The organism is Acinetobacter sp. ANC_7512 (assembly GCF_056779935.1).
Map to the genome: position 1 here is coordinate 119,910 of NZ_JBWYIX010000009.1, position 20,327 is coordinate 140,236.

Consider the following 20,327-nt stretch of genomic DNA (forward strand, 5'->3'; position numbering starts at 1 on the left):
ACAAGATTAAAAATGTGATCTACTTCACACCAAAAATCAATTTCAATCCGAGCACAGACATCACAATGCCCGCACCACGATCAAATACTTTCTTAAATTTTAAATATACCGCACGCGGCTTTTCCGCTGATAATGCAACCGCCACCAACGAGCACCAACCAGCATCGATAAAAAAGCACAGCATTGGTAACACAAAGTAAAAATACAACGGAATCTCTTTGGGTAATAAAGCTGTGAAAATACTGGCAAGTACAATGGCAATTTTAGGATTCGACAATTGAGTAATTAAGCCTGTGGTAAATGCACGTCGTAAACTCATCGGATGCGATGCAGAATGATCAGCTTCGATTGGATCTTTGGCATGTTTAATAATTTTATATGCCAAAAACAATAAATATAATCCACCGCAGATTTTCAAAGCCAAATATGCTGAAGGCACTGCAAGTAAGAATGCCTGTAAGCCTAATACTGCCAATAAACCAAAAATCGCAGCACCGAGACCAGTTCCCAGTGCAGTAAATAAACCATGTTTACGCGAAATAGCGATTGAATTTTTAGCGACATAGATTGAAGTCGGCCCCGGACTCATTGCGCCCAGTAAAAGTGCTGCTGCAATCGAACCTAAAATCCAAATTGATTCCACATTAATTCCATAGTAGATGATTGATTTATCGCGTTATTCTACTTGGAAGCCTTATGAATATTTCCCTAATTATTTGAGTGATTTTTTTAAATATTAAAATTATTCACTATTTATTTTATTATTTTTAGCGAATTAGTTTACTGTATAAATTAAATACAATTGATTTTATAAAAATAGCCAAGTCATGCTAATCATCATCTGACAGTGCTTCATTATATGCAGTTTCGTGCGGAGACAGACGATAGTCCCTTTCCTGTACAGGTACGCCAGCAATAATCATACTTCGTGCTTCTGTTTTGGGTTTGTTTAGAAAATCCTGCTCACAGCCTAAGGCCGTTAAAACAAACAAACCCAATAATAAAATGGATAGAGACTTCTTCATGCCACCCTCCCAAAATTCCGTTTTCTTTCAGATTAGCACTTTTGATTATTTTTTAAACATATTTTTTCACTGTTTTTCAATTTATCCGAGTAAGAGCTAAGATTCGAAATCCGCTATACTCTTAAAAAACCAAATTCTCGCACTATGTTTGATACGATAGCCCAACAGGTTCAAGATCAGGAAATTTCTTTAAACGGTTTAAACATCACCGTTCGCCGTTTAGACCAAATTCATCCACATATCTCTGGAAATAAGTTTTATAAACTGAAATACAATTTTATTGAGGCAAAACGTCAAGGCTTTCAAAATGTAATGACCTTTGGTGGGGCTTATTCAAATCATATTGCCGCCACAGCGTTTGCTGCGCATCAATTTGGCTTTCAGTCTATTGGGATCATTCGTGGTGAAGAACTCAAAAACTCAGCCCGCAATCACACCCTCGCCACCGCAGAACGTTTTGGTATGGCGCTGCATTTTATCTCACGAGAAGCATATCGACACAAAAATGATCCTGAGTTTTTAGCTCACTTAGCGCAACGCTTTCCTGAAAGTTATTTAATTCCAGAAGGTGGCACCAACTCGCTTGCCATTCAGGGCACTCAAGAAATTTTAAAAGATGCTGATCAGACCTTTGACTTCATTTGTTGTGCTGTCGGAACAGGCGGTACGATTTCAGGATTGATTGAGCGCAGTTTAAACCGTCAAAGAATTATTGGATTTTCTGCATTAAAAGGCAATTTTCTGAATGATGAAGTAAAACTACTGACAGGTAAAAACAACTGGCATATCACTGATGATTATTGCTTCGGAGGCTATGCCAAAACTCGACCTGAACTGATTCAATTTATTGAAAAGTTTGAATATGAATACCGTATTCCACTTGAACAAGTCTATACCGGAAAAATGATGTTTGGCATTCATGATCTTATACAACAAAACTATTTCCCCAAAAACGCTAAAGTTTTAGTCATTCATTCGGGCGGGCTTCAAGGTCGAACGATTTAGTTGATCTTGCTTCTGCTTCTGTTCGCTTGAATTAATCCGATAATGCTCAGTTCATCGTAATTTACCGTTATAATTGCGCTGTTTCTTTTTTTGATTATTTTCATGTCTTCCAAGCAATACGATGTTTTAGTAATAGGTGCGGGTGCATCTGGTTTAATGACCGCATATATGGCTGCTCAACGTGGGCGTCGTGTCGTGGTGGTTGAAAAAGCCAATAAAGTAGGGAAAAAAATTCTTATGTCAGGTGGCGGTAAATGTAACTTTACCAATCTGTATGTTGAGCCTGATAACTATATTTCACATAACCCGCATTTTGTTATCTCAGCACTCACTCGTTATACCAATTGGGATTTCATTGGCTTGGTCTGCGAATATGGCATTGAATACGAAGAACGTAAACACGGTCAGCTCTTTACCCTCAACGGCGCGAAAGAAATCTTAGCCATGTTACTTGCTGAATGTGACAAAACCGGTCTAGTCGACATCAAAACCAGTTGCGAGGTGAAAGCCGTCAACGCCCTTGAGGAGCACGGTTTTCAAGTAGCAACCAATTTAGGTTATTTTGAAGTTGAATCTGTCGTGGTCGCATCTGGTGGTCTCTCAATTCCGACGCTTGGAGGCTCAGGCATTGGCTATGAGATTGCTAAACAATTTGGACACTATGTTTATCCGACTCGTGCAGGTCTAGTCCCCTTTACTTTTTCTGATGGTTTCAAAGAAGTGACGACACGACTCAGTGGCAATGCTGTTGAAGCGACATTAAGCAATCATCTCAATAGCTTTACTGAAGCACTCTTGTTTACGCACCGTGGTTTAAGTGGTCCAAGTTCTTTACAGCTCTCAAACTATTGGGATGTGGGTGAAAGTTTTAAAGTCGACTTTTTACCGAGTCTTGATCTCTTGGATTTTTTTAAAACTAGAAAACAAAATCAACCTAAAGTGTTACTCCGCACCTTACTCGCTGAACACTTACCCAAGAGTGTCGTAGTTGAATTGCAACAGTTGATTTGGATGGATCAAGCTGAAATATCAATCGGTAATATCAGTGATGAGAAGTTAGAGACGATTGCCCAGCGCCTTCATGCATTTGAAGTTAAACCTTCTGGGACTGAAGGATACCGTACGGCTGAGGTGACTTTAGGTGGAGTTGATACCACTGAAGTTTCCTCAAAAACAATGGAAAGTAAAAAGCAAAAAGGACTTTTCTTCGTCGGTGAAATACTCGATGTAACTGGCCATTTAGGTGGATTTAACTTTCAATGGGCTTGGTCATCTGCACATGCCGCATCTGAGTATGTCTAATTAACAACGAGTATTGTTCATTTTTTCATTAAAGGGGGCATCCTTTGCCCTCTTTGAATATCGTCCCTATTGATCAATTGAATGCTTCATTATTGATTTATCTTTTCTAAAGGAAGTAATTTATGAGGGTATTTGGGCGTTGGTATCAGTTGAATCAATCATTTGTGTGGTTGGATCTGTTACTGCATCATCAATAGATGGTGTATTGAGTCTGTTGTTTTCAGTAGCTTTTGTATTTGCAAAAACAAAGCGGTAAGCGCTTGCTAAAAAACCCACGGTGATACCCGCAATCACTATTGGGGCGAATAATTTATTAAATTTCTTACTCATAACTTTTACTCTTTTTCATGAGGATCAGCCAAACCATGCTGACTGATCCCGACACAAATTTACATGTTATTTAGGGTCATTTTTTGATGGTGTATTTTGATCCGACTCTCCTGTAGATCCATAAGGATTATTCAATGGTTGAGTTGGTGCCTCTACATCAATTTGCGTGGGTGGAATGTCTTCGTCTTGATATTCTTCCGCAACAGTTGAAGCATCCATTTGCTCAGTAAGTGGTGGAGTGACTTGTTCAGGCTGATTTGGTCTTGGCTTATTCGCGTCAGATTTCGCTTTATCGATTAAGTCAGTCAACAATCGCTCTGCAGGTTGGCGACCACCTAGACCAAAAGCAAGCGCAAAAGCGACAGCAACCGCTCCAAGTGTTAATCCAAAGGCTAAGTTTACGATTGAGTCAGCGATTCCCATTGCACGCAAGCCCATTGCCACGACTAAACCAATGATCAGTACTCGGACAAGATTCGCTAACCAATGTGCGCTATTGGTCTCACCACGCTTCACCACATTGGCAACAAGATTTGCTAACCAGAAACCAATGACGAGGATAACTGCACCTAAAAGTACATTCGCTCCGAAATAAATGAACATCGCAATCAAATCACTAATTTGATCGAAGCCCAAACGATTCGCAGCTTCAGACACCGCAAAGAGCATGGTGAAGAATACAATCAAATGACCGACAACTTTTGATATTTTGGTTTGACCCAAAAAGCGTTGCATATCGAGCTTTTGAGGAATGTTATCAATACCTGTCCCAGCGATTACTTCAACCACAAGATTAGATACGAAACGTGAGACCACATAAGCAATGATCAGGATTAAACCTGCTGCGATGATATGCGGAATTGCATTCATAATTTCATACAACATTGCTGTTGCTGGTTGTGAAATCGCGTCTACACCCAAAGCCTCAAAAGCAATAATCAGTGAAGTAATGATTACTAAGGCAAATACAAATGATCCTAATAGCTTAGGCAGATTGGAATTTTTAAAAATTCCGATTTTTTCAGCTTGCTGTTGAACATTCAAACTTGAAAGTAGTCCTTCGACAATACCGCGTACAATTTTTGCCAAAATGTAACCAACAAATAAAATCACACCTGCCATAAAAATATTCGGCAAGTATGCAACGGCTTCAGTCACCATATTCTGAACTGGATATAACAAACCATTTAAGCCCAAAATAGACAGCACGATCGGTAAGAACAGCAATAAAATGAGCCAGTAAACAATTTCACTGATATTTTGGCTAAATGAACTCACACCAACGTCTTGACTGAGCTTTTCATCCAATTGTGTACGACTGAGTAGTCGAGTTAATCCAACTTTGACTAAATTTGCTACGATCCATCCAATAAAACCAACTGCTACTGCAGCCAATAATTGTGGGATAAATAGTAAGAATTGTTGAACCATATTACTAAACGGACCACTCACACTGGTCAGGTTTAAAACGTTGAGTGAACCGATAACAGCAATAATGAGGATCAGCCAGAAAACGACTCTGGAGATGATATTTTCTATATTTGAGCGATGTCCTGTCGCGTTACTCAATTTTTGATTGGTATTTAATTTTGCAAGTACCTTCTTAACCCCTGCGGCAACGATTAAAGCGATGATCCATCCTATGAGTAAAATGGCCACTGCAGCAATAATTGGTTGGAATTGCTCCCAATAATACATTGCATCAAAGCCCCCATTTCGAGTGAAGCCGTTATATTCATCATTCATTGGTTACGCCTCTTCTTATGTTAAGTGTTCTGAATTACGATTGATTTAATTCTTTTCCCTAGATCATTTTTCGATCGCTTCATCACACCATAAATTTCGAATATTTTTTAATCAACTCAAAGCATCATAAATACAACACATTGTTGCAAATCAAGAAAAAACCCAGCCTAAGCTGGGTTTAAACATGAAAAGTGTAGTGGTTTATTGATCGTTTGCGACCGCAGTAACGGTATTATCCACTGCTGAATCTGTTGCCGTTGCTGTATCTGCATTATCTTGAGTTGCAGGAATACTCGTATCAGCAGGAATTTGACCTGGTGTTGGTTCACGATCAGCGAGCATATAGAAAATGAAGGCTGCTAAAAAAATACCAACGATAATCAGAATATACACTGGGATCTTACTTTTCTTCTTTTGATCATTATGGGTCGGATGATTGGATTGATCTACCATGATGCCCCTCTTATGTATTTTGATGATTTTTTATACTAGCAATCTATCATGTTGTTTTGTGTGAAAAAACATTATCAATTCGTACTGATCAAAGCACATGAGCTGTGATGCAAAATAGAGTATAATATGCACCCTCCTCATTTTTATTGTCGATCTGTATGACCTATCGCCGACAAAGTGTCTCTTTAGATTTAGACACAGATGTCACTCATGCCTGTTCTTTGCATCATACCCGTGATGGGCATTTGATTGGAATTATTGAGTTTACGAAACCAAGCTATGTGCTGAAGTGGGGTGACTTAGAGTATTTCCGCCGTCGCACTGAAGAGTTTTCGGTGATGCCCTTTCCTGAATGTGTCAACGGCATGATCATCGACATTCGTAACATCGCTTGCTTCTTAGATAATGAAGTACCCATTATTCCTTGGCGTTTACTCGAAGAAGAATGCCCAATTCGTTTAGTGGTTCCACACGATCGTTTGGAGCATTATGCAGGTTTATTTGAACCGACTTGGCTCACGAGTGATGTAGATACTGCGATTCAAGAGATTCGTGAATTTATGGATATGTTTGTCCATTAAGTATGTCGCATAGTATTCCTATGTAATTTAGAAAAAAAACCTCCGAGATGGAGGTTTTTTGCCATAATTCCCTCACCCAAAGAGAGAGGGTGATTAGGACTTACCAATAGTTCTCTACTGCAATATTTCCTTCACCACGGCGATTCATGGTCAGGCCACGGGCTTTCAGTGCCTCTTTTGTATCTTCAACCATTTGGGGATTCCCACACAGCATGATATGTGACGTTTGCGGATTAAAATCGAGACCAACGGTTTTCTCTAACGCTCTATTTTCGATCAATACTGGCAATCGATCATGCAATGGTGCATTTGGATCACGTGTAATAATTGGCACAAATTTAAATCCTGTATGACCTTCACCAAAGGTATCCGCGACTTCCTGAATTCGGTCTACGTAAGCCAATTCACTTGCTGTTCTCACACTGTAAACCAAATGAATATTTTTATATTTTTGCCATACTTCAAAGTCTTGCAACATAGAAATAAATGGTGCGAGCCCCGTGCCTGTCGCCAATAACCACAGGTCATTTGGCATAGGTAACTGGTAACGTGCTAACGTCAAAAATCCATAAGGAATCTTTTCCAAATAAAGTTCATCACCAACTTTGAGATGTTGTAAATTTGATGTAAAAGCACCATCTGGTACAACAATTGAAAAGAATTCTAAGGTTTCATCAAAAGGCGATGAAACGACAGAATACGCACGTACCACCAAATCATCGCCAACTTTCAAACCAATACGCGCGAACTGCCCTGCGGTAAATTTAAAATGTGCGGGACGCGTCATGGTAAAGCTAAATAAAGTGTTGGTCCAACGATGTACAGAAAGGACTTTTTCTACGCTAAATTTTTCAATTGACATAATTTCTACGTGGCATGACAGACTGCGCTCATGGTAGCATGACAATATAATTTATTAATATTTTTTCACATTAAGGCTTCATTCATGCGCATGACATTACGCCAACTGGCTGTTTTCGTAGCTGTCGCTCAAGAGGGTACGGTAACTAAAGCAAGTGATGCTGTACGACTCACACAAAGTGCTGCAAGTATGGCGTTAGCAGATCTTGAAGATGGTCTCGGTGCACCATTATTTGATCGCTTAGGAAAACGATTACAACTGAATGACTTGGGTCGTTTTTTACTTCCACAGGCGCTTGAAATTTTAGGTCGATGTGAATCATTTGAACAAGCGGCAAAAGGCGAGCTTCAAAGTATTGATCTCCGTATTGGGGCGACTTTGACCATTAGTGATTATTTGATGCCTGATTTAATGGCTGATTTTCTTCAATTACAACCACAAGCACATTTGCAACTTCAAGTGGGCAATACGCGTCAAATGATTGAAGCTGTTAATCAATTCCAACTTGATTTAGCCCTTATTGAAGGTTCATGTCACTTACCTCAATTACAATCGATCCACTGGCGTGATGATGAGCTTGCTGTGTGTTGCTCACCAGACCATCCTTTGGCGAAATTAGACCGCCCTCTGACCATTGAAGACTTTAAACAGGCTGAATGGATTTTACGTGAAGAAGGTTCAGGGACTCGTGAAGTCTTTGACAACGCAATCCTGCAAGACTTACCGAATGCCAATATTCGTTTAACTTTGGGTCATAATGAAGCTATTTTGAAAATTGTTGCTGGTGGTTTAGGCATGTCATGTATTTCAAAATTAGCTATTGAACCATTAAGAGAAAAAGAGCAACTGGTGATTTTAGAAACGCCGTTCTGGCAACTCACACGTCCTTTATTTATGTTAGTACACCGTCAAAAATATCAGGGACCTGGTTTAAAAGCCTTTATGAAATTCTGTGATGCTTAATAAAAAAAGCTCCTCATTGGAGCTTTTTTTATTTCTCAGCTTCTTTCTTTTGTTCTTTGATAATGTGTTCTTGTTCTACCGCATAAATTTTTGCTTTTGCGTCTTGCTCTTCTCTGTATTGCTCATATTTTTGAAATCCCCAAACACCCAGATTAATGAACACTAAAATAGGGACAATACTTGCAAATATCCATGGATTAAATTGCTTGTTTGGATCTTTTATCTTCTTGGCTTTTTTCTTTGATTTTTTATCAGCTCCGAATTCATCAACACGCGAACTCGTAATGAATTTTTGCGCATTAAATTTTAATTGAAAATGCGTTTTAACATCAGGGAGTTCTTTACGTACAACTTTTGGTGGGCGCCCTTTTGCATGGGTTGGCTCGGGTAAATGATCATCTACGTTCTCTTCAGGCGCACTCTCATTCAAAGGTTGAACTTTCGTAAGTGGTACGACAGCTGACTCATCTAAGACTGGCACACGGCGACTTGGCTTTGATTCGAGCATTTCTTTAATTTGCTCTTCCTCAAGAGGTTCACCTAAGGAAATTTTAGATACTGGATCTGAAACTTGATCTGCATGATGTTCAGCACCAGAACCATCCAACACGATTGATTCTTTACTCAGTGTATTAAAATTTAGTTCAAAATCTTGGATTTGTGTTTGTGAGTCAAGCGTACTTTCCTGATCTGCAAGACGCTTTTCGATCAGCTCATCTAGCTCTTGTTCAAACTTCTTAGACTCACCTTCTAAATCTTCGTGCGCACGATAAAAAAGTTGATTCAAGGGTTGTTCGACGCGTGCATGTTTATTGTCTAACCGCACGATAAATTTTGCATGACGTTGATCGTCTTTATCGACCACGATACATTTCACACGCTCACCAATTTGAGGCGCGATACTGGAATTTGCCATGTCATTCAATACGAAATGTACATCAAAATCATGATCATTGATTTTGATAATTCCTGCTTTCAATGCAGGGTCGTACGAATGTAAAACACCCCTGTAAAACATGTTATTTCCCCAGTATAAAAAAGATTGATTCTTAGTAATTAGTTTTTTTAAATTTATCGTTGAATCAAAATCTTAATAAAAAAGGAGGCCTTAGCCTCCTCTATAATTTAATCAAATTTTAATCTTTTTGTACAGAACCAAAAATTTTATCGCCAGCGTCCCCAAGACCCGGAACGATATAACCATTCTCGTTTAAACCGTTATCCACAGCTGCGGTAAAAATGACAACATCAGGATGTGCTTCTTCCACACGTTTAATACCTTCTGGTGCTGCAACCAAAACCATCACTCGGATATCTTTACAACCACTCGCTTTAAGGACATCAATAGCAGCAACCAATGATGATCCAGTCGCAAGCATTGGATCAATAATCATCGCTATACGGTTTTGTACGTCAGGTACCAATTTCTTATAGTATGTACGTGCTTCTAATGTTTCCTCATCACGCTCTAAACCAAGAACAGAAACTTTTGCACTTGGAATAAGATTTAAGAAACCATCAAGCATACCAATGCCAGCACGTAAAATTGGTACCACAGTAATTTTTTTACCTGCAATACGCTGTGTTGTCACCGGGCCATTCCAGCCATTAATTTCGTGATCTACAACAGGTAAATCTTTGGTTGCTTCATAAGTCAGTAACATTGTGACTTCTTGCGCTAACTCACGGAAGTTCTTCGTGCTGATATCTGCACGGCGTAATAAACCTAATTTATGACGAATGAGCGGATGACGAATTTCTTGGATTGGCACGGGAGAACACCTGAAGCATAAATGTAAATTCTGTCTATTATAAATGTTTTTAATATAAGAAATAAGAAAAGCCCTCAATGAATGAGGGCTTTTTTTGTTAACAACAATAGTTTTTTTAGATTAATCGATCAACTATTGAAGAACGATATGTAATGGCGCGATCAATTGTGCTTGATTTGCCATCGCAATGACTGGATCTGGATATACACCGATTACAAGCACTGCAAGCGCAGCAAGCAATACCATAATACCACCCACTTTTTGACCCCAATGTTTATCAGCATCAATACGTGGAGTGTCTGGTGGCGTCATATACATGACGATCATGACACGTAGGTAATAGTATAGACCAATACCAGAACCCACAATGATCATCGCAGCGAAGAACCAATGTGCTTCAGACACAACTGTCATGATCAGCATGAATTTACCGATGAAGCCTGCAGTTAACGGAATACCTGCAAGAGATAGCATCATCACAGTCAGTGTTGCCGTCAATACTGGACGACGCCAGAATAGACCACGGTAGTCTGCAAGTGATTCTGCTTCGTCATTGTTGTTGTATGGGCTAGACATCAACGCTACAGCCCCAAACGCACCAATCGTCGTTAATACATACGTTAATATATATAAACTTACTGACGTTAAGCTTAAGAAAGATGTCGTAACAACAGCAAGGAATAAGTAACCAAAATGCGCAATTGACGAGTATGCCAAAATACGTTTTAAGTTCACTTGTTTCACTGCAAGCATGTTACCAATCAAGATTGATAACACTGCAATGACGATCAAAATCGTTTTGATCGATTCGATACCAATTACACCTGAAGACAGTAAGTAACGTACGAATAAACCAATCATTGCAACTTTAGCTACAGTAGCAAGGAATGTTGCAATTGGTGCTGGAGCACCTGCATACACATCTGGCGTCCATTTATGGAATGGCGCTAAAGACAATTTAAATGCAACAGCTGCGATGATTAAACCAAGACCTAAGATTCCAAATACAGTGGTAAGTTTCTCACCAAATTGAGGAATATAAGCTTGCAGCGCCATCATCAATTGAGGATCTTGAGACTTAGTTAACGCCCAGAACATATCATCCACTTGACCCGCAAATGATAATGAACCTAGAACTGAGTAAACATAAGCCATACCCATCAACAACATTGCAGAAGCAGTTGCTGAAAGTACAAGATATTTAATACCCGCTTCGAGTGACTTACCGCGTTGGTAGGTATAAGCAATCAGACCGTACACTGGAATCGACATTAACTCTAAGCTAATGAAGAATGATGCAAAGTGTGAACTTGTTACCATTAACATTGCCCCTGAAACAGAGATCAACATTAATAGATAAAGTTCTTCACGATTATCTTTATAGGTTTCGATATATGCATGTGACAGTGTGCAACAAGCCAATGCAGCAATCAAAATAATCACTTGATAGAACAGACCAAAAGCATCAACCATAAATAGGTTCATGACATTTGGTGAGATCTGAGAACCTGTAAACAACGTGAATAGAATATTCAACAATGCAAGGTTAAGACCGATAACAGATACTGTCGCAATCAAATTATGATTACGTTTGATTGCAGTCAAAATCATTACGATGATTGCTGTTAAAGCAACAATCATCACAGGAGCTAATGGCATTAGCTCAGAAAATGATAGTGTGAAGTTCATGACTTATTGCATCTCCACATTTTCGAGTTGAGTTGTGGCTTGTTCAACCACTTCAACTACTTCTTGTACTGGAATGTAGCTATTCGCAATCCAAGCCAAACTTGATTCTGAAATATCAAGGAAGCTTTGTGGATACAAACCAAGCCATAACAGACCGAACGCACAAATTAACAAAATACCAAGCTCACGCGCATTAAGATCTTTTAATGGGTTCGCATAGTGTTGTTTTTGCTCTTCGTTTGGCACACCAAATAACGCTTTATGAATCAGGATTAAACCATATAGACCCGCAAATACTAAGCTGATCGCAGCAATAATCGTGAATGTAGGGAATTGAGCAAATGCACCCATCAAGATGAGGAACTCACCAATGAAGTTACCTAAGCCAGGGATACCTACAAGCGCAGCAATAAAGAACATCAAGAAGAATGGTAAATACTGGAATTGACCACGAATACCACCCATCAAGCGTAAATCACGTGTGTGAAGACGCTCATACACTTGACCACACATAATGAATAATGCTGCTGACGATAAACCGTGAGCCAACATCATGACCATCAGACCTTGGAAGGTCAGGATGTTACCTGCGTAGATTGCAAGTAAAACAAAGCCCATGTGTGAAATCGACGTATACGCCAACAAACGTTTCATATCGGTTTGCTGGAAAGCACACCAAGCACCGTAGAAGATACCGATTAAACCGAAAATGATTGCTACATCAGCAAACTGCGCTGAAGCAACTGGGAAGAATGGAATGACGAAACGAAGTAAACCGTAAGCCGCTGTCTTAATTAAGATTCCCGCAAGGTCTACAGAACCTGCTGTAGGTGCTTGTGCGTGCGCGTCTGGTAACCAACCATGCAATGGGAAAACAGGAAGTTTGACTGCAAAACCAATAAACAAACAAATCATAAATGCAAAGGCAATTGATGACGTTTGTGGGTTAGCATCCAATGTATTCGCAACAGCGAGTAAATGGTTATAACTGAAGCTGATTGTATCTGTCATCATGAAACCGTAGATCACAAGACCTAAGATACCAATCAACATGATCAGACCAGCCACCTGCGTGTAAATAAAGAATTTAGTCGCAGCGTAAACACGAGATTTACCAGAAGCACCTTTGTGGCCCCAGAGTGCAATCAAGAAGTAGATTGGAACGAGCATCATCTCCCAGAAGAAGAAGAACAAGAACAAATCAACAGCCAAGAATACACCGATCACGCCACCTAAAGACCATAAAAGGTTTAAGTGGAAGAAACCAACGTTCTTCTGAATTTCACCCCAAGAACAGCCAACCGCCAATACACCTAGTAAAGCAGTTAAACCGACCATGAGAAGTGAAAGACCATCCACCGCTAAGTGGATGTTAATGCCAAGGGTTTGAATCCAAGGTACATAGAACTCTGCAGACCAAGTCGGTACAGTTTCACCAATTTGGTAGCTGTAGGTACCTGATTGCCATAAAGCAACGGTCATGCCCAAAGTAATGAGCATACCCACAAGTGCAATATAACGTGGTAGGTGTTGATCTAATTTATCAACGACCCAACAAATAAAACCAGCAATGAACGGAATGAGGATCAGCGCGGGTAAATACCAGTTATTGATGTTTTCCATCTTATTTCCCCACGATCTGAGTCACGATCAGAATCATGATAATCACCACGATACCGAACGCCATGCTCGATGCGTACTCACGCAAAGAACCTGTTTGACGTGAACTAGTGAAGCTATGACCACCTTTAACAATCGCTGGCAATACAAGCCATACGCCATCAATCGGGTCACGACCAATCATTTTTGCAATAAATAAGTAAGGTTTTACAAACACGAGGTCATATAACGCATCGAAACCAAGCGCATTACGACAGATATTTGCAAGTCCTGCACCCAATGAAGTGCGAGCAAAACCTTGAACTGCTTTATAAGCAAAAGCAAATAAGACAACACCAACCGCTAAACCAGCAAGTGCGATTGCAATAGCGACATATTCTGCACCATGCGCACCAGCTTCTAGCGCTTCAGGAATAACAAATGCAGGGATTTGTGCTGCATCAAGAATACTCATGACTGGCGCTTTAAGTACGATTGCCAAACCTGTAGAAAGGACAGCGAGAATCGCTAAAGGAGCCCAGTAAGTTGCACCTTTGATTTCGTGATATGGCGTTTTCTCTTCGCCAAAGAACACAATCCAAATTAAACGGAACGTGTAGATTGACGTTAAGAATGCACCAGCAACACCGACCCAATACAATGTATTGAATACAGGTAAGCCTGCGATATGACTTTGTGTCCACACAGCCGCCAAGATTGCATCTTTTGAGAAGAAACCAATCGTTAAGAATGGAATCGCTGCTAAGGCACCGCCACCGATCGCGAAACAAGCAAATAAGAATTTATTACGCTTGAACAAACCACCCATTTTGAAAATGTTTTGTTCGTGATGGTATGCAAGAATCACCGCACCTGATGACAAGAACAACAACGCTTTGAAGAACGCGTGTGTCAACATGTGGAATAGACCAGCTTGGTATGCTTCAGCACCTACAGCCATAAACATATAACCCAACTGACTCATGGTTGAGTAAGCAAGAATACGTTTGATGTCTGTTTGAACCAGTGCAGCAAAACCTGCAACTAATAATGTTACCGCACCTGTGATTGAGATAAACACCATGACTTCTGGTGCCATTTCAAATACAGAGAACATACGGCAGCATAGGTAAACACCTGCTGTTACCATTGTTGCAGCATGAATTAATGCAGATACTGGTGTAGGACCCGCCATCGCGTCTGCTAACCATGTTTGTAATGGGATTTGCGCAGATTTACCTGCAGCACCCAAGAACAACATTAATGCAGTCCAAATGGTTAACGATGAGCTTTGTGTCATTACCACAGGCGCAGCAGCAACGATTTCAGCAATATTCAATGTTCCAAATTGTTGGAAAATTAAGAACAATGCGATGAGTAAAAAAACGTCACCTATACGTGTCACGGTGAATGCTTTAATTGCAGCAGCACCATTTGCTGGATTTTGGTAGTAATAACCAATCAGCAAGTATGAGCACAGACCAACACCTTCCCAACCTAAAAATAACAACGCAAGGTTGTCACCCAACACAAGCAATAACATGCTTGCTACGAATAAGTTGAAGTAAGAAAAGAAACGTGCAAAGTCTTCTTCACCACGCATATACCATGATGCAAAGATATGAATTAAGAAACCCACACCCGTAATCATGCCAAGCATAAGTAAAGATAAACCATCTAAGTGCAAGCTAATGCCTGGTTCAAAACCACCCACACTGAACCAAGTCCAAAGGTGAGTCACTTGAGATGTTTCACCGCTGTTGATGAAATTCATACCAGCCAATAATGCACATAGTGCAGAAAGACCAACTGAACCCACACCAATAATGGCAGCTACAATTTCAGGAAGCTTATTACGCCCTGCCGCTAAAAGGATAAAACCAATGAGCGGAAATAATATGGTTAATGCTAATAAACTCATCCGCGCATCTCACTAGCAGCATCTACATCCAAATGATGGAAGCGATGATAGAACTGAAGGACGATCGCAAGCCCGATACACGCTTCTGCCGCAGCAAGCGTTAAGATCAAGATAAACATGATCTGACCATCTGGTTGCACCCATGCACTACCAGCAAGGACGAATGCAAGCGCTGCTGCATTCATCATGATCTCAAGGCTCATTAACATAAATAAAAGGTTGCGTCGCACCATTACACCGTAGAAACCGAGTGCAAAAAGAATGGTTGCAACAATCAAACCATGCTCTAAAGGGATATTACCCATTATTCTTTTTCCTCTTCTGCACTTGGTTCACGTTTGCCTAAGTGGAATGCAGCGACTAACGCAGCAAGCAATAACATTGCGGCAACTTCAACCAATAATAAATATTGTGTAAAGAGTGCTTGACCAACTTCTTTAGGGCCTACAACTTCTGTACCCATTAAAGGACCAGAAATGCTGTGCTCTGAAGTCATTGTCCAAACTAAAACCAGACCCATTAAAAAGCTCATCAATGCAGGGTAAGCCCAAGCATCAGATGTTAACCATTTACGTTCTTGTTCAACAGTTTGAGAACCAAGGTTCAACATCATCACAACGAAGACGAAAAGAACCATAATGGCACCAGCGTAAACAATAATCTCAAGTGCACCTGCAAATGGTGCACCAACGATCATGAACATACCAGCAACTGCAAGTAACGAAACGATTAAGCTTAAAAGTGCGTGTACTGGATTCGCATTAGTCACAACACGAACCGTAGAAACGATGGCCACAAGTGCCATCAAATAAAATGGCCACATCATGGTAATAAGCTCCGTACATCGACAGGTGCGCTTTCACGCTGAGCCTGACCTTTGTCTTTACCAGCTACAGCCATACCAGTTACACGGTAGAAGTTATAGTCTGGATATTTACCAGGACCAGAAATGAGCAAGTTTTCTTTCTCATAAACTAAGTCTTGACGAACGTATTCACTGAGTTCGAAATCAGGTGTCATCTGAATAGCAGTTGTAGGACATGCTTCTTCACACATACCGCAGAAAATACAACGAGAGAAGTTGATACGGAAAAATTCCGGATACCAACGACCATCTTCTTTTTCAGCTTTCTGTAATGAAATACAGCCAACAGGGCAAGCTACAGCACACAAGTTACAAGCTACACAACGCTCTTCACCATCTGGGTCACGTGTCAATACGATACGGCCACGGAATCGTGGTGGAACGATTTCTTCAGCTTTAACTTCAGGGTATAAAATAGTGTCACGTTTACGTGTTGCGTGGCTAAATACCATCCACAACGAACGTACAATTGACCCAAACCCAGCTAGAATTTTATACATAATGTTCTCCCTGCTGTCCTAGGCCTGATTCATCAGAATCACAGCACCAGTCACCAACAAGTTGACCAACGCTAAAGGCAAACAAATCTTCCAACCAAAGTTCATCACTTGGTCATAACGTGGACGCATTAATGAACCACGTGCCAAGACAAACATCATCACAAAGAATGCTGTTTTAATCATGAACCAAAATGCTGGAGGTAGGAAATCTAGACCAAATGGTGCTAACCAACCACCGAAGAATAAGGTTACGATCAAAGCTGAGATCAGGACAACATTGACGTATTCCGCAACGAAGAACATCCCCCACTTCATACCACCATATTCGACATGGTAACCTTCCGCCAATTCTTGTTCCGCTTCTGGTTGGTCAAATGGATGACGATGCGTTACCGCAACACCTGCAACCACGAAGATGAGGAAACCTAAGAATTGTGGAATGACAAACCATACATCTTTTTGAGCTTCTACGATTTCACGCATGTTGAATGAGCCTGCAATTGCAACCACACCCATCAAGGAAATACCTAAAAAGACCTCATAAGAGATCGTTTGAGCTGCTGAACGAAGACCACCGAGTAATGCATATTTATTGTTTGATGACCAACCACCAAATAAAACTGCATACACTGCAATACCCGCCATTGCCATAAAGAACAATAGACCGATACTCATGTCTGCAACACCTAAATAAGGTGATACAGGGATAACCATGAACGATAGCACCGCAGTTGCCATTGCAACTGCTGGAGCTAAACGGAAAGTCAATTTATCTGCAAACTTTGGTGTCCAGTCTTCTTTGAACATGATTTTCAGCATGTCGGCAACAATCTGGAACATCCCCCCAGGACCTACACGGTTTGGACCGTAACGGTCTTGCCATAAGCCAAGTAAACGACGCTCAATGAAAGACATCAACGCAGCAATCAAAACTACAACGAGCAAGATCACAATCGCTTGAACTACAGAGTAGGCAATTGGCCAGTTCTCAGCCCAAAGCGGCGTTTGACGGATTAATTCTTGTTCCATGAATTATGCTCCTACCGCGACTGATACAGGCTCAGCTAACGATACCGTTGGCGCGAGACCAATTGGGTAACCAATATAACCTGTAGGTAAATATTCAATGACTTGAACAGGAAGAACGATCGAAGCCTCACCTGCTTTCACAGTAATGTTTTGGCCATCTTTCACATTCAAGCGCGCTGCATCTTGCTCACCCACTGCAAATACCGCTTCTGGAATACGAGACTCCATTGCAGGTGTTTTCACTGTGAATTCACCAGATCCAAAAATATGATGCATTGGAACAAGGCGGAAACTCTCAGCATTTACAAGAACTGGTGCTGGTGCAACGTATGTGCGTGCTGGTAATTTCGCAAGGCGATCAAATAAACGAATACCTGAATCTCCACCTTTTAAAGAACCGCCCACTGATTCTTGGAACTTATTCCAAGCTTGTGGTGAGTTCCAACCTGCTGACCATGCAAATGGAACTAACGCTGACGGCGTTTGGTTCCCGACATAACCTTCCATAGAGAATGTTAATGCAGAGTCTTGATCAGTTGGTTGTTTAGGCTCATGGACAGATAACGGCGCACGAAGTGAAGTACGACCAGAGTAACGACGTGGTTCACGTGCCACTTTAAGACCATGGACACGGAATCCTGCATCTGGTGCTACATCTTGAATCGCTTCAAGCGCAGGTACATTCTTAGCAACTGATTCGATGACATCATCAAGCACAGTCCAAGAAATTGCTTTGCCTTTCACGCCAGTTTCAATGGCATGTAACCAACGCCAAGATTCTTTGATCGCAAGTTCTGGTTTGTAGTAACTTGGGTCATATACTTGATAGAAACGTTGTGCACGACCTTCTTGAGATACCACAGTACCATCACCTTCAGCAAAGCTCGCTGCAGAAAGAACGATATTCGCTCTTTTCACCGTTTCAGTTTCTGAATGGTCAAGCACGATCACGTCTTTACCAGACAAAGCAGCATCTACTTGCACTGCAGGTAAACGACGATAAAGGTCGTTTTCTACAATCACGACAGTGTCATAGTCTTGTGCAAATGCTTGCTCAAGGCTGTTACCGCCAAAGATTGCTAAGCCCATTGAGTTCACTTCAGGAACAGTCAAAGTTAGACCCGCATTACCCAGATTCTGTGCAACTTGTGCAGCAGCTTCCATAATTGCAGCTTCTTGCAAGCTTGTACCAGAGATAATCAATGGTTTTTTTGCAGCTTTTAAAGTGTCAGCAATGGTTTGAGCAAATGCTTTTGCATCTTCTTCTAAACCGGTAATACTTTCACCTTTCACCGCCGCAGCAACAGCAAAACCTAAACGTGCGATATCATTTGGAGAAGCAACGACTTCACCAGTAGCTACGTCAGATAAACGTGTTTGAGTCGCAGCCAAGATATAAATTGGTGATTTTTCGTCTTGAGCAATACGTTGTACTGGCTCAGCCAACCATTCTTGTGTACGGCGTTCTGCAGCCATTTCTTTGGCTTTGTTCTTCGCAGCTTGACGTACTGACAATGCCATACGTGGTGCAGTTTGTGTTAAATCTTCACCGAGAATTAAGACAGCATCGTAGCTTTCAATTTCACGCATACCTGGGTTATATACACCCTCGGTTTGCATAATTGATGCAGCAAGTTCAACCAAGTTTTGCTCTTTTTGAGACATACCTGTTGAATAGTTTGCTTGTCCAACCAATTCACGAAGCGCAAAGTTAGACTCAAGAGATGCACGTGGAGAACCAATACCCAATACTTTTTTGCCTTGGATTTTCTCAATCACGGTGTCTAACGCTGTATCAACTGAAACAGTCTCTACATTGCTACCTGAACGGAATTGCGGTTGACGTGGACGGTCTTCACGGTTCACATAACCCGTACCGAAACGGCCTTTATCGCACAGGAAGTATTGGTTGACTTCACCGTTAAAACGGTTTTCTACACGACGTAATTCACCATAACGCTCACCCGGAGAGATGTTACAACCTGAAGAACAGCCTTGGCAGACGCTTGGCGCATACTGCATGTCCCATTTACGGTTATAACGTGCAGAGTGTGTTTTGTCTGTGAATACGCCCGTCGGACATACTTCAGTTAAGTTACCCGAGAACTCAGACTCTAAAGTACCTGATTCTGGACGACCAAAATAAACACGTGAAGCGTTTGCATACACACCGAAGTCTGTGCCACCTGCGTAGTCTTTATAGTAACGAACACAACGGTAACATGCGATACAACGGTTCATCTCGTGCGCAATAAACGAACCAAGTTCTTGGTTGTAATGCGTACGTTTCGTGAAACGGTAACGACGACGGTCATGTTGTGTCATCACAGTCATATCTTGAAGGTGACAATGACCACCTTCCTCACAGACTGGACAGTCATGTGGGTGGTTCGTCATCAAGAATTCAACAATAGATGCACGGAAATCTTTTGCTTCTTTGTCTTCAATCGAGATGTAGGTATTGTCAGCTGCAGGTGTCATACATGACATAACTAAACGACCGCGAGTATCTTCTGGATTCGCGTATTGAGTTACAGCACATTGACGGCAAGAACCGACAGAACCTAAGGATGGATGCCAACAAAAGTACGGGATATCAATACCCAAAGACAAGCATGCTTGTAGCAAGTTCTCTGAGCCATTGACTTCATACGATTTGCCATCGACATGAATTGTAGCCATAGT

At 41.0% G+C, this 20,327-nt stretch carries 20 protein-coding genes; 4 read left to right on the forward strand and 16 right to left on the reverse strand.

Annotated elements, in window-relative coordinates; translation table 11 throughout:
* Positions 1-19: 19 nt before the first annotated feature.
* Both AC1M9H_RS10000 and AC1M9H_RS10005 read right to left on the reverse strand, forming a co-directional pair.
* Positions 20-643 (reverse strand): LysE family translocator, encoded by a 624-nt coding sequence (locus AC1M9H_RS10000; protein WP_180028051.1) that lies wholly within the window; start codon positions 641-643, stop codon positions 20-22.
* Positions 644-830: 187 nt separating this feature from the next.
* Entirely contained in the window at positions 831-1,025 is a 195-nt protein-coding gene (locus tag AC1M9H_RS10005) for an NF038215 family lipoprotein (protein WP_481613300.1), read from the reverse strand.
* Between the two features lie 144 nt (positions 1,026-1,169).
* Between AC1M9H_RS10005 and AC1M9H_RS10010 the strand changes: the two genes are divergently transcribed.
* Positions 1,170-2,030: a 1-aminocyclopropane-1-carboxylate deaminase/D-cysteine desulfhydrase gene (locus AC1M9H_RS10010; RefSeq protein ID WP_481593630.1), complete on the forward strand. Its 861-nt coding sequence runs from the start codon at positions 1,170-1,172 to the stop codon at positions 2,028-2,030.
* A 102-nt stretch (positions 2,031-2,132) separates the two neighbouring features.
* Positions 2,133-3,332 (forward strand): BaiN/RdsA family NAD(P)/FAD-dependent oxidoreductase, encoded by a 1,200-nt coding sequence (locus AC1M9H_RS10015; protein WP_481613301.1) that lies wholly within the window; start codon positions 2,133-2,135, stop codon positions 3,330-3,332.
* A 120-nt stretch (positions 3,333-3,452) separates the two neighbouring features.
* On the opposite strand, the gene AC1M9H_RS10020 is transcribed toward AC1M9H_RS10015, so the two are convergent.
* The 3 genes from AC1M9H_RS10020 to AC1M9H_RS10030 form a co-directional block, all read right to left on the reverse strand.
* Positions 3,453-3,662 carry a hypothetical protein gene (locus tag AC1M9H_RS10020; RefSeq protein ID WP_481613302.1) on the reverse strand — a complete coding sequence of 70 codons (210 nt, stop codon included), beginning with the start codon at positions 3,660-3,662 and terminating at the stop codon, positions 3,453-3,455.
* A gap of 66 nt (positions 3,663-3,728) precedes the next feature.
* Entirely contained in the window at positions 3,729-5,408 is a 1,680-nt protein-coding gene (locus tag AC1M9H_RS10025) for a mechanosensitive ion channel (protein ID WP_481608993.1), read from the reverse strand.
* A 201-nt stretch (positions 5,409-5,609) separates the two neighbouring features.
* Positions 5,610-5,861, reverse strand: a complete 252-nt coding sequence (locus tag AC1M9H_RS10030) for a hypothetical protein (RefSeq protein ID WP_481596341.1) — start codon at positions 5,859-5,861, stop codon at positions 5,610-5,612.
* 158 nt (positions 5,862-6,019) lie between these two features.
* On the opposite strand from AC1M9H_RS10030, the gene AC1M9H_RS10035 reads away from it, so the two are divergent.
* Positions 6,020-6,442, forward strand: a complete 423-nt coding sequence (locus tag AC1M9H_RS10035; RefSeq protein WP_481591597.1) for a hypothetical protein — start codon at positions 6,020-6,022, stop codon at positions 6,440-6,442.
* A 100-nt stretch (positions 6,443-6,542) separates the two neighbouring features.
* Here AC1M9H_RS10035 and AC1M9H_RS10040 read toward each other — a convergent pair whose 3' ends face one another.
* Positions 6,543-7,304: a ferredoxin--NADP reductase gene (locus tag AC1M9H_RS10040; RefSeq protein ID WP_481596342.1), complete on the reverse strand. Its 762-nt coding sequence runs from the start codon at positions 7,302-7,304 to the stop codon at positions 6,543-6,545.
* 84 nt (positions 7,305-7,388) lie between these two features.
* Here AC1M9H_RS10040 and gigC point away from each other — a divergent pair, with 84 nt between their 5' ends.
* Positions 7,389-8,267, forward strand: a complete 879-nt coding sequence (gene gigC, locus AC1M9H_RS10045) for a LysR family transcriptional regulator GigC (protein WP_180028048.1) — start codon at positions 7,389-7,391, stop codon at positions 8,265-8,267.
* Positions 8,268-8,295: 28 nt separating this feature from the next.
* Here the strand turns inward: gigC and AC1M9H_RS10050 are convergent, their stop codons facing one another.
* The 10 genes from AC1M9H_RS10050 to nuoG all read right to left on the reverse strand — a co-directional run bounded on the left by AC1M9H_RS10050 (position 8,296) and on the right by nuoG (position 20,324).
* Positions 8,296-9,285, reverse strand: coding sequence for a hypothetical protein (locus tag AC1M9H_RS10050; RefSeq protein WP_481591595.1), 990 nt, complete (start codon positions 9,283-9,285; stop codon positions 8,296-8,298).
* A 118-nt stretch (positions 9,286-9,403) separates the two neighbouring features.
* Positions 9,404-10,039, reverse strand: coding sequence for a uracil phosphoribosyltransferase (upp, locus tag AC1M9H_RS10055; protein WP_035267277.1), 636 nt, complete (start codon positions 10,037-10,039; stop codon positions 9,404-9,406).
* Positions 10,040-10,171: 132 nt separating this feature from the next.
* Positions 10,172-11,728, reverse strand: coding sequence for an NADH-quinone oxidoreductase subunit NuoN (gene nuoN, locus AC1M9H_RS10060; RefSeq protein WP_481613303.1), 1,557 nt, complete (start codon positions 11,726-11,728; stop codon positions 10,172-10,174).
* A gap of 3 nt (positions 11,729-11,731) precedes the next feature.
* Positions 11,732-13,351, reverse strand: a complete 1,620-nt coding sequence (nuoM, locus tag AC1M9H_RS10065; RefSeq protein WP_092766950.1) for an NADH-quinone oxidoreductase subunit M — start codon at positions 13,349-13,351, stop codon at positions 11,732-11,734.
* A 1-nt stretch (position 13,352) separates the two neighbouring features.
* Positions 13,353-15,248 (reverse strand): NADH-quinone oxidoreductase subunit L, encoded by a 1,896-nt coding sequence (nuoL, locus tag AC1M9H_RS10070; RefSeq protein ID WP_092766949.1) that lies wholly within the window; start codon positions 15,246-15,248, stop codon positions 13,353-13,355.
* Positions 15,245-15,553: an NADH-quinone oxidoreductase subunit NuoK gene (nuoK, locus tag AC1M9H_RS10075; protein ID WP_004695395.1), complete on the reverse strand. Its 309-nt coding sequence runs from the start codon at positions 15,551-15,553 to the stop codon at positions 15,245-15,247. Before nuoK ends, nuoL begins: the two co-directional genes overlap by 4 nt.
* On the reverse strand, positions 15,553-16,071 hold the full coding sequence (nuoJ, locus tag AC1M9H_RS10080) for an NADH-quinone oxidoreductase subunit J (RefSeq protein ID WP_171076777.1): 519 nt from the start codon (positions 16,069-16,071) through the stop codon (positions 15,553-15,555). Before nuoJ ends, nuoK begins: the two co-directional genes overlap by 1 nt.
* Complete coding sequence (gene nuoI / locus AC1M9H_RS10085) at positions 16,071-16,613, reverse strand: NADH-quinone oxidoreductase subunit NuoI (protein ID WP_035267267.1); 543 nt, start codon at positions 16,611-16,613, stop codon at positions 16,071-16,073. The genes nuoJ and nuoI overlap by 1 nt, the downstream gene beginning before the upstream one ends.
* Positions 16,614-16,631: 18 nt before the next feature.
* Positions 16,632-17,642 (reverse strand): NADH-quinone oxidoreductase subunit NuoH, encoded by a 1,011-nt coding sequence (gene nuoH / locus AC1M9H_RS10090; RefSeq protein WP_035267266.1) that lies wholly within the window; start codon positions 17,640-17,642, stop codon positions 16,632-16,634.
* Between the two features lie 3 nt (positions 17,643-17,645).
* Positions 17,646-20,324 (reverse strand): NADH-quinone oxidoreductase subunit NuoG, encoded by a 2,679-nt coding sequence (nuoG, locus tag AC1M9H_RS10095; protein WP_035267264.1) that lies wholly within the window; start codon positions 20,322-20,324, stop codon positions 17,646-17,648.
* Positions 20,325-20,327: the final 3 nt, after the last annotated feature.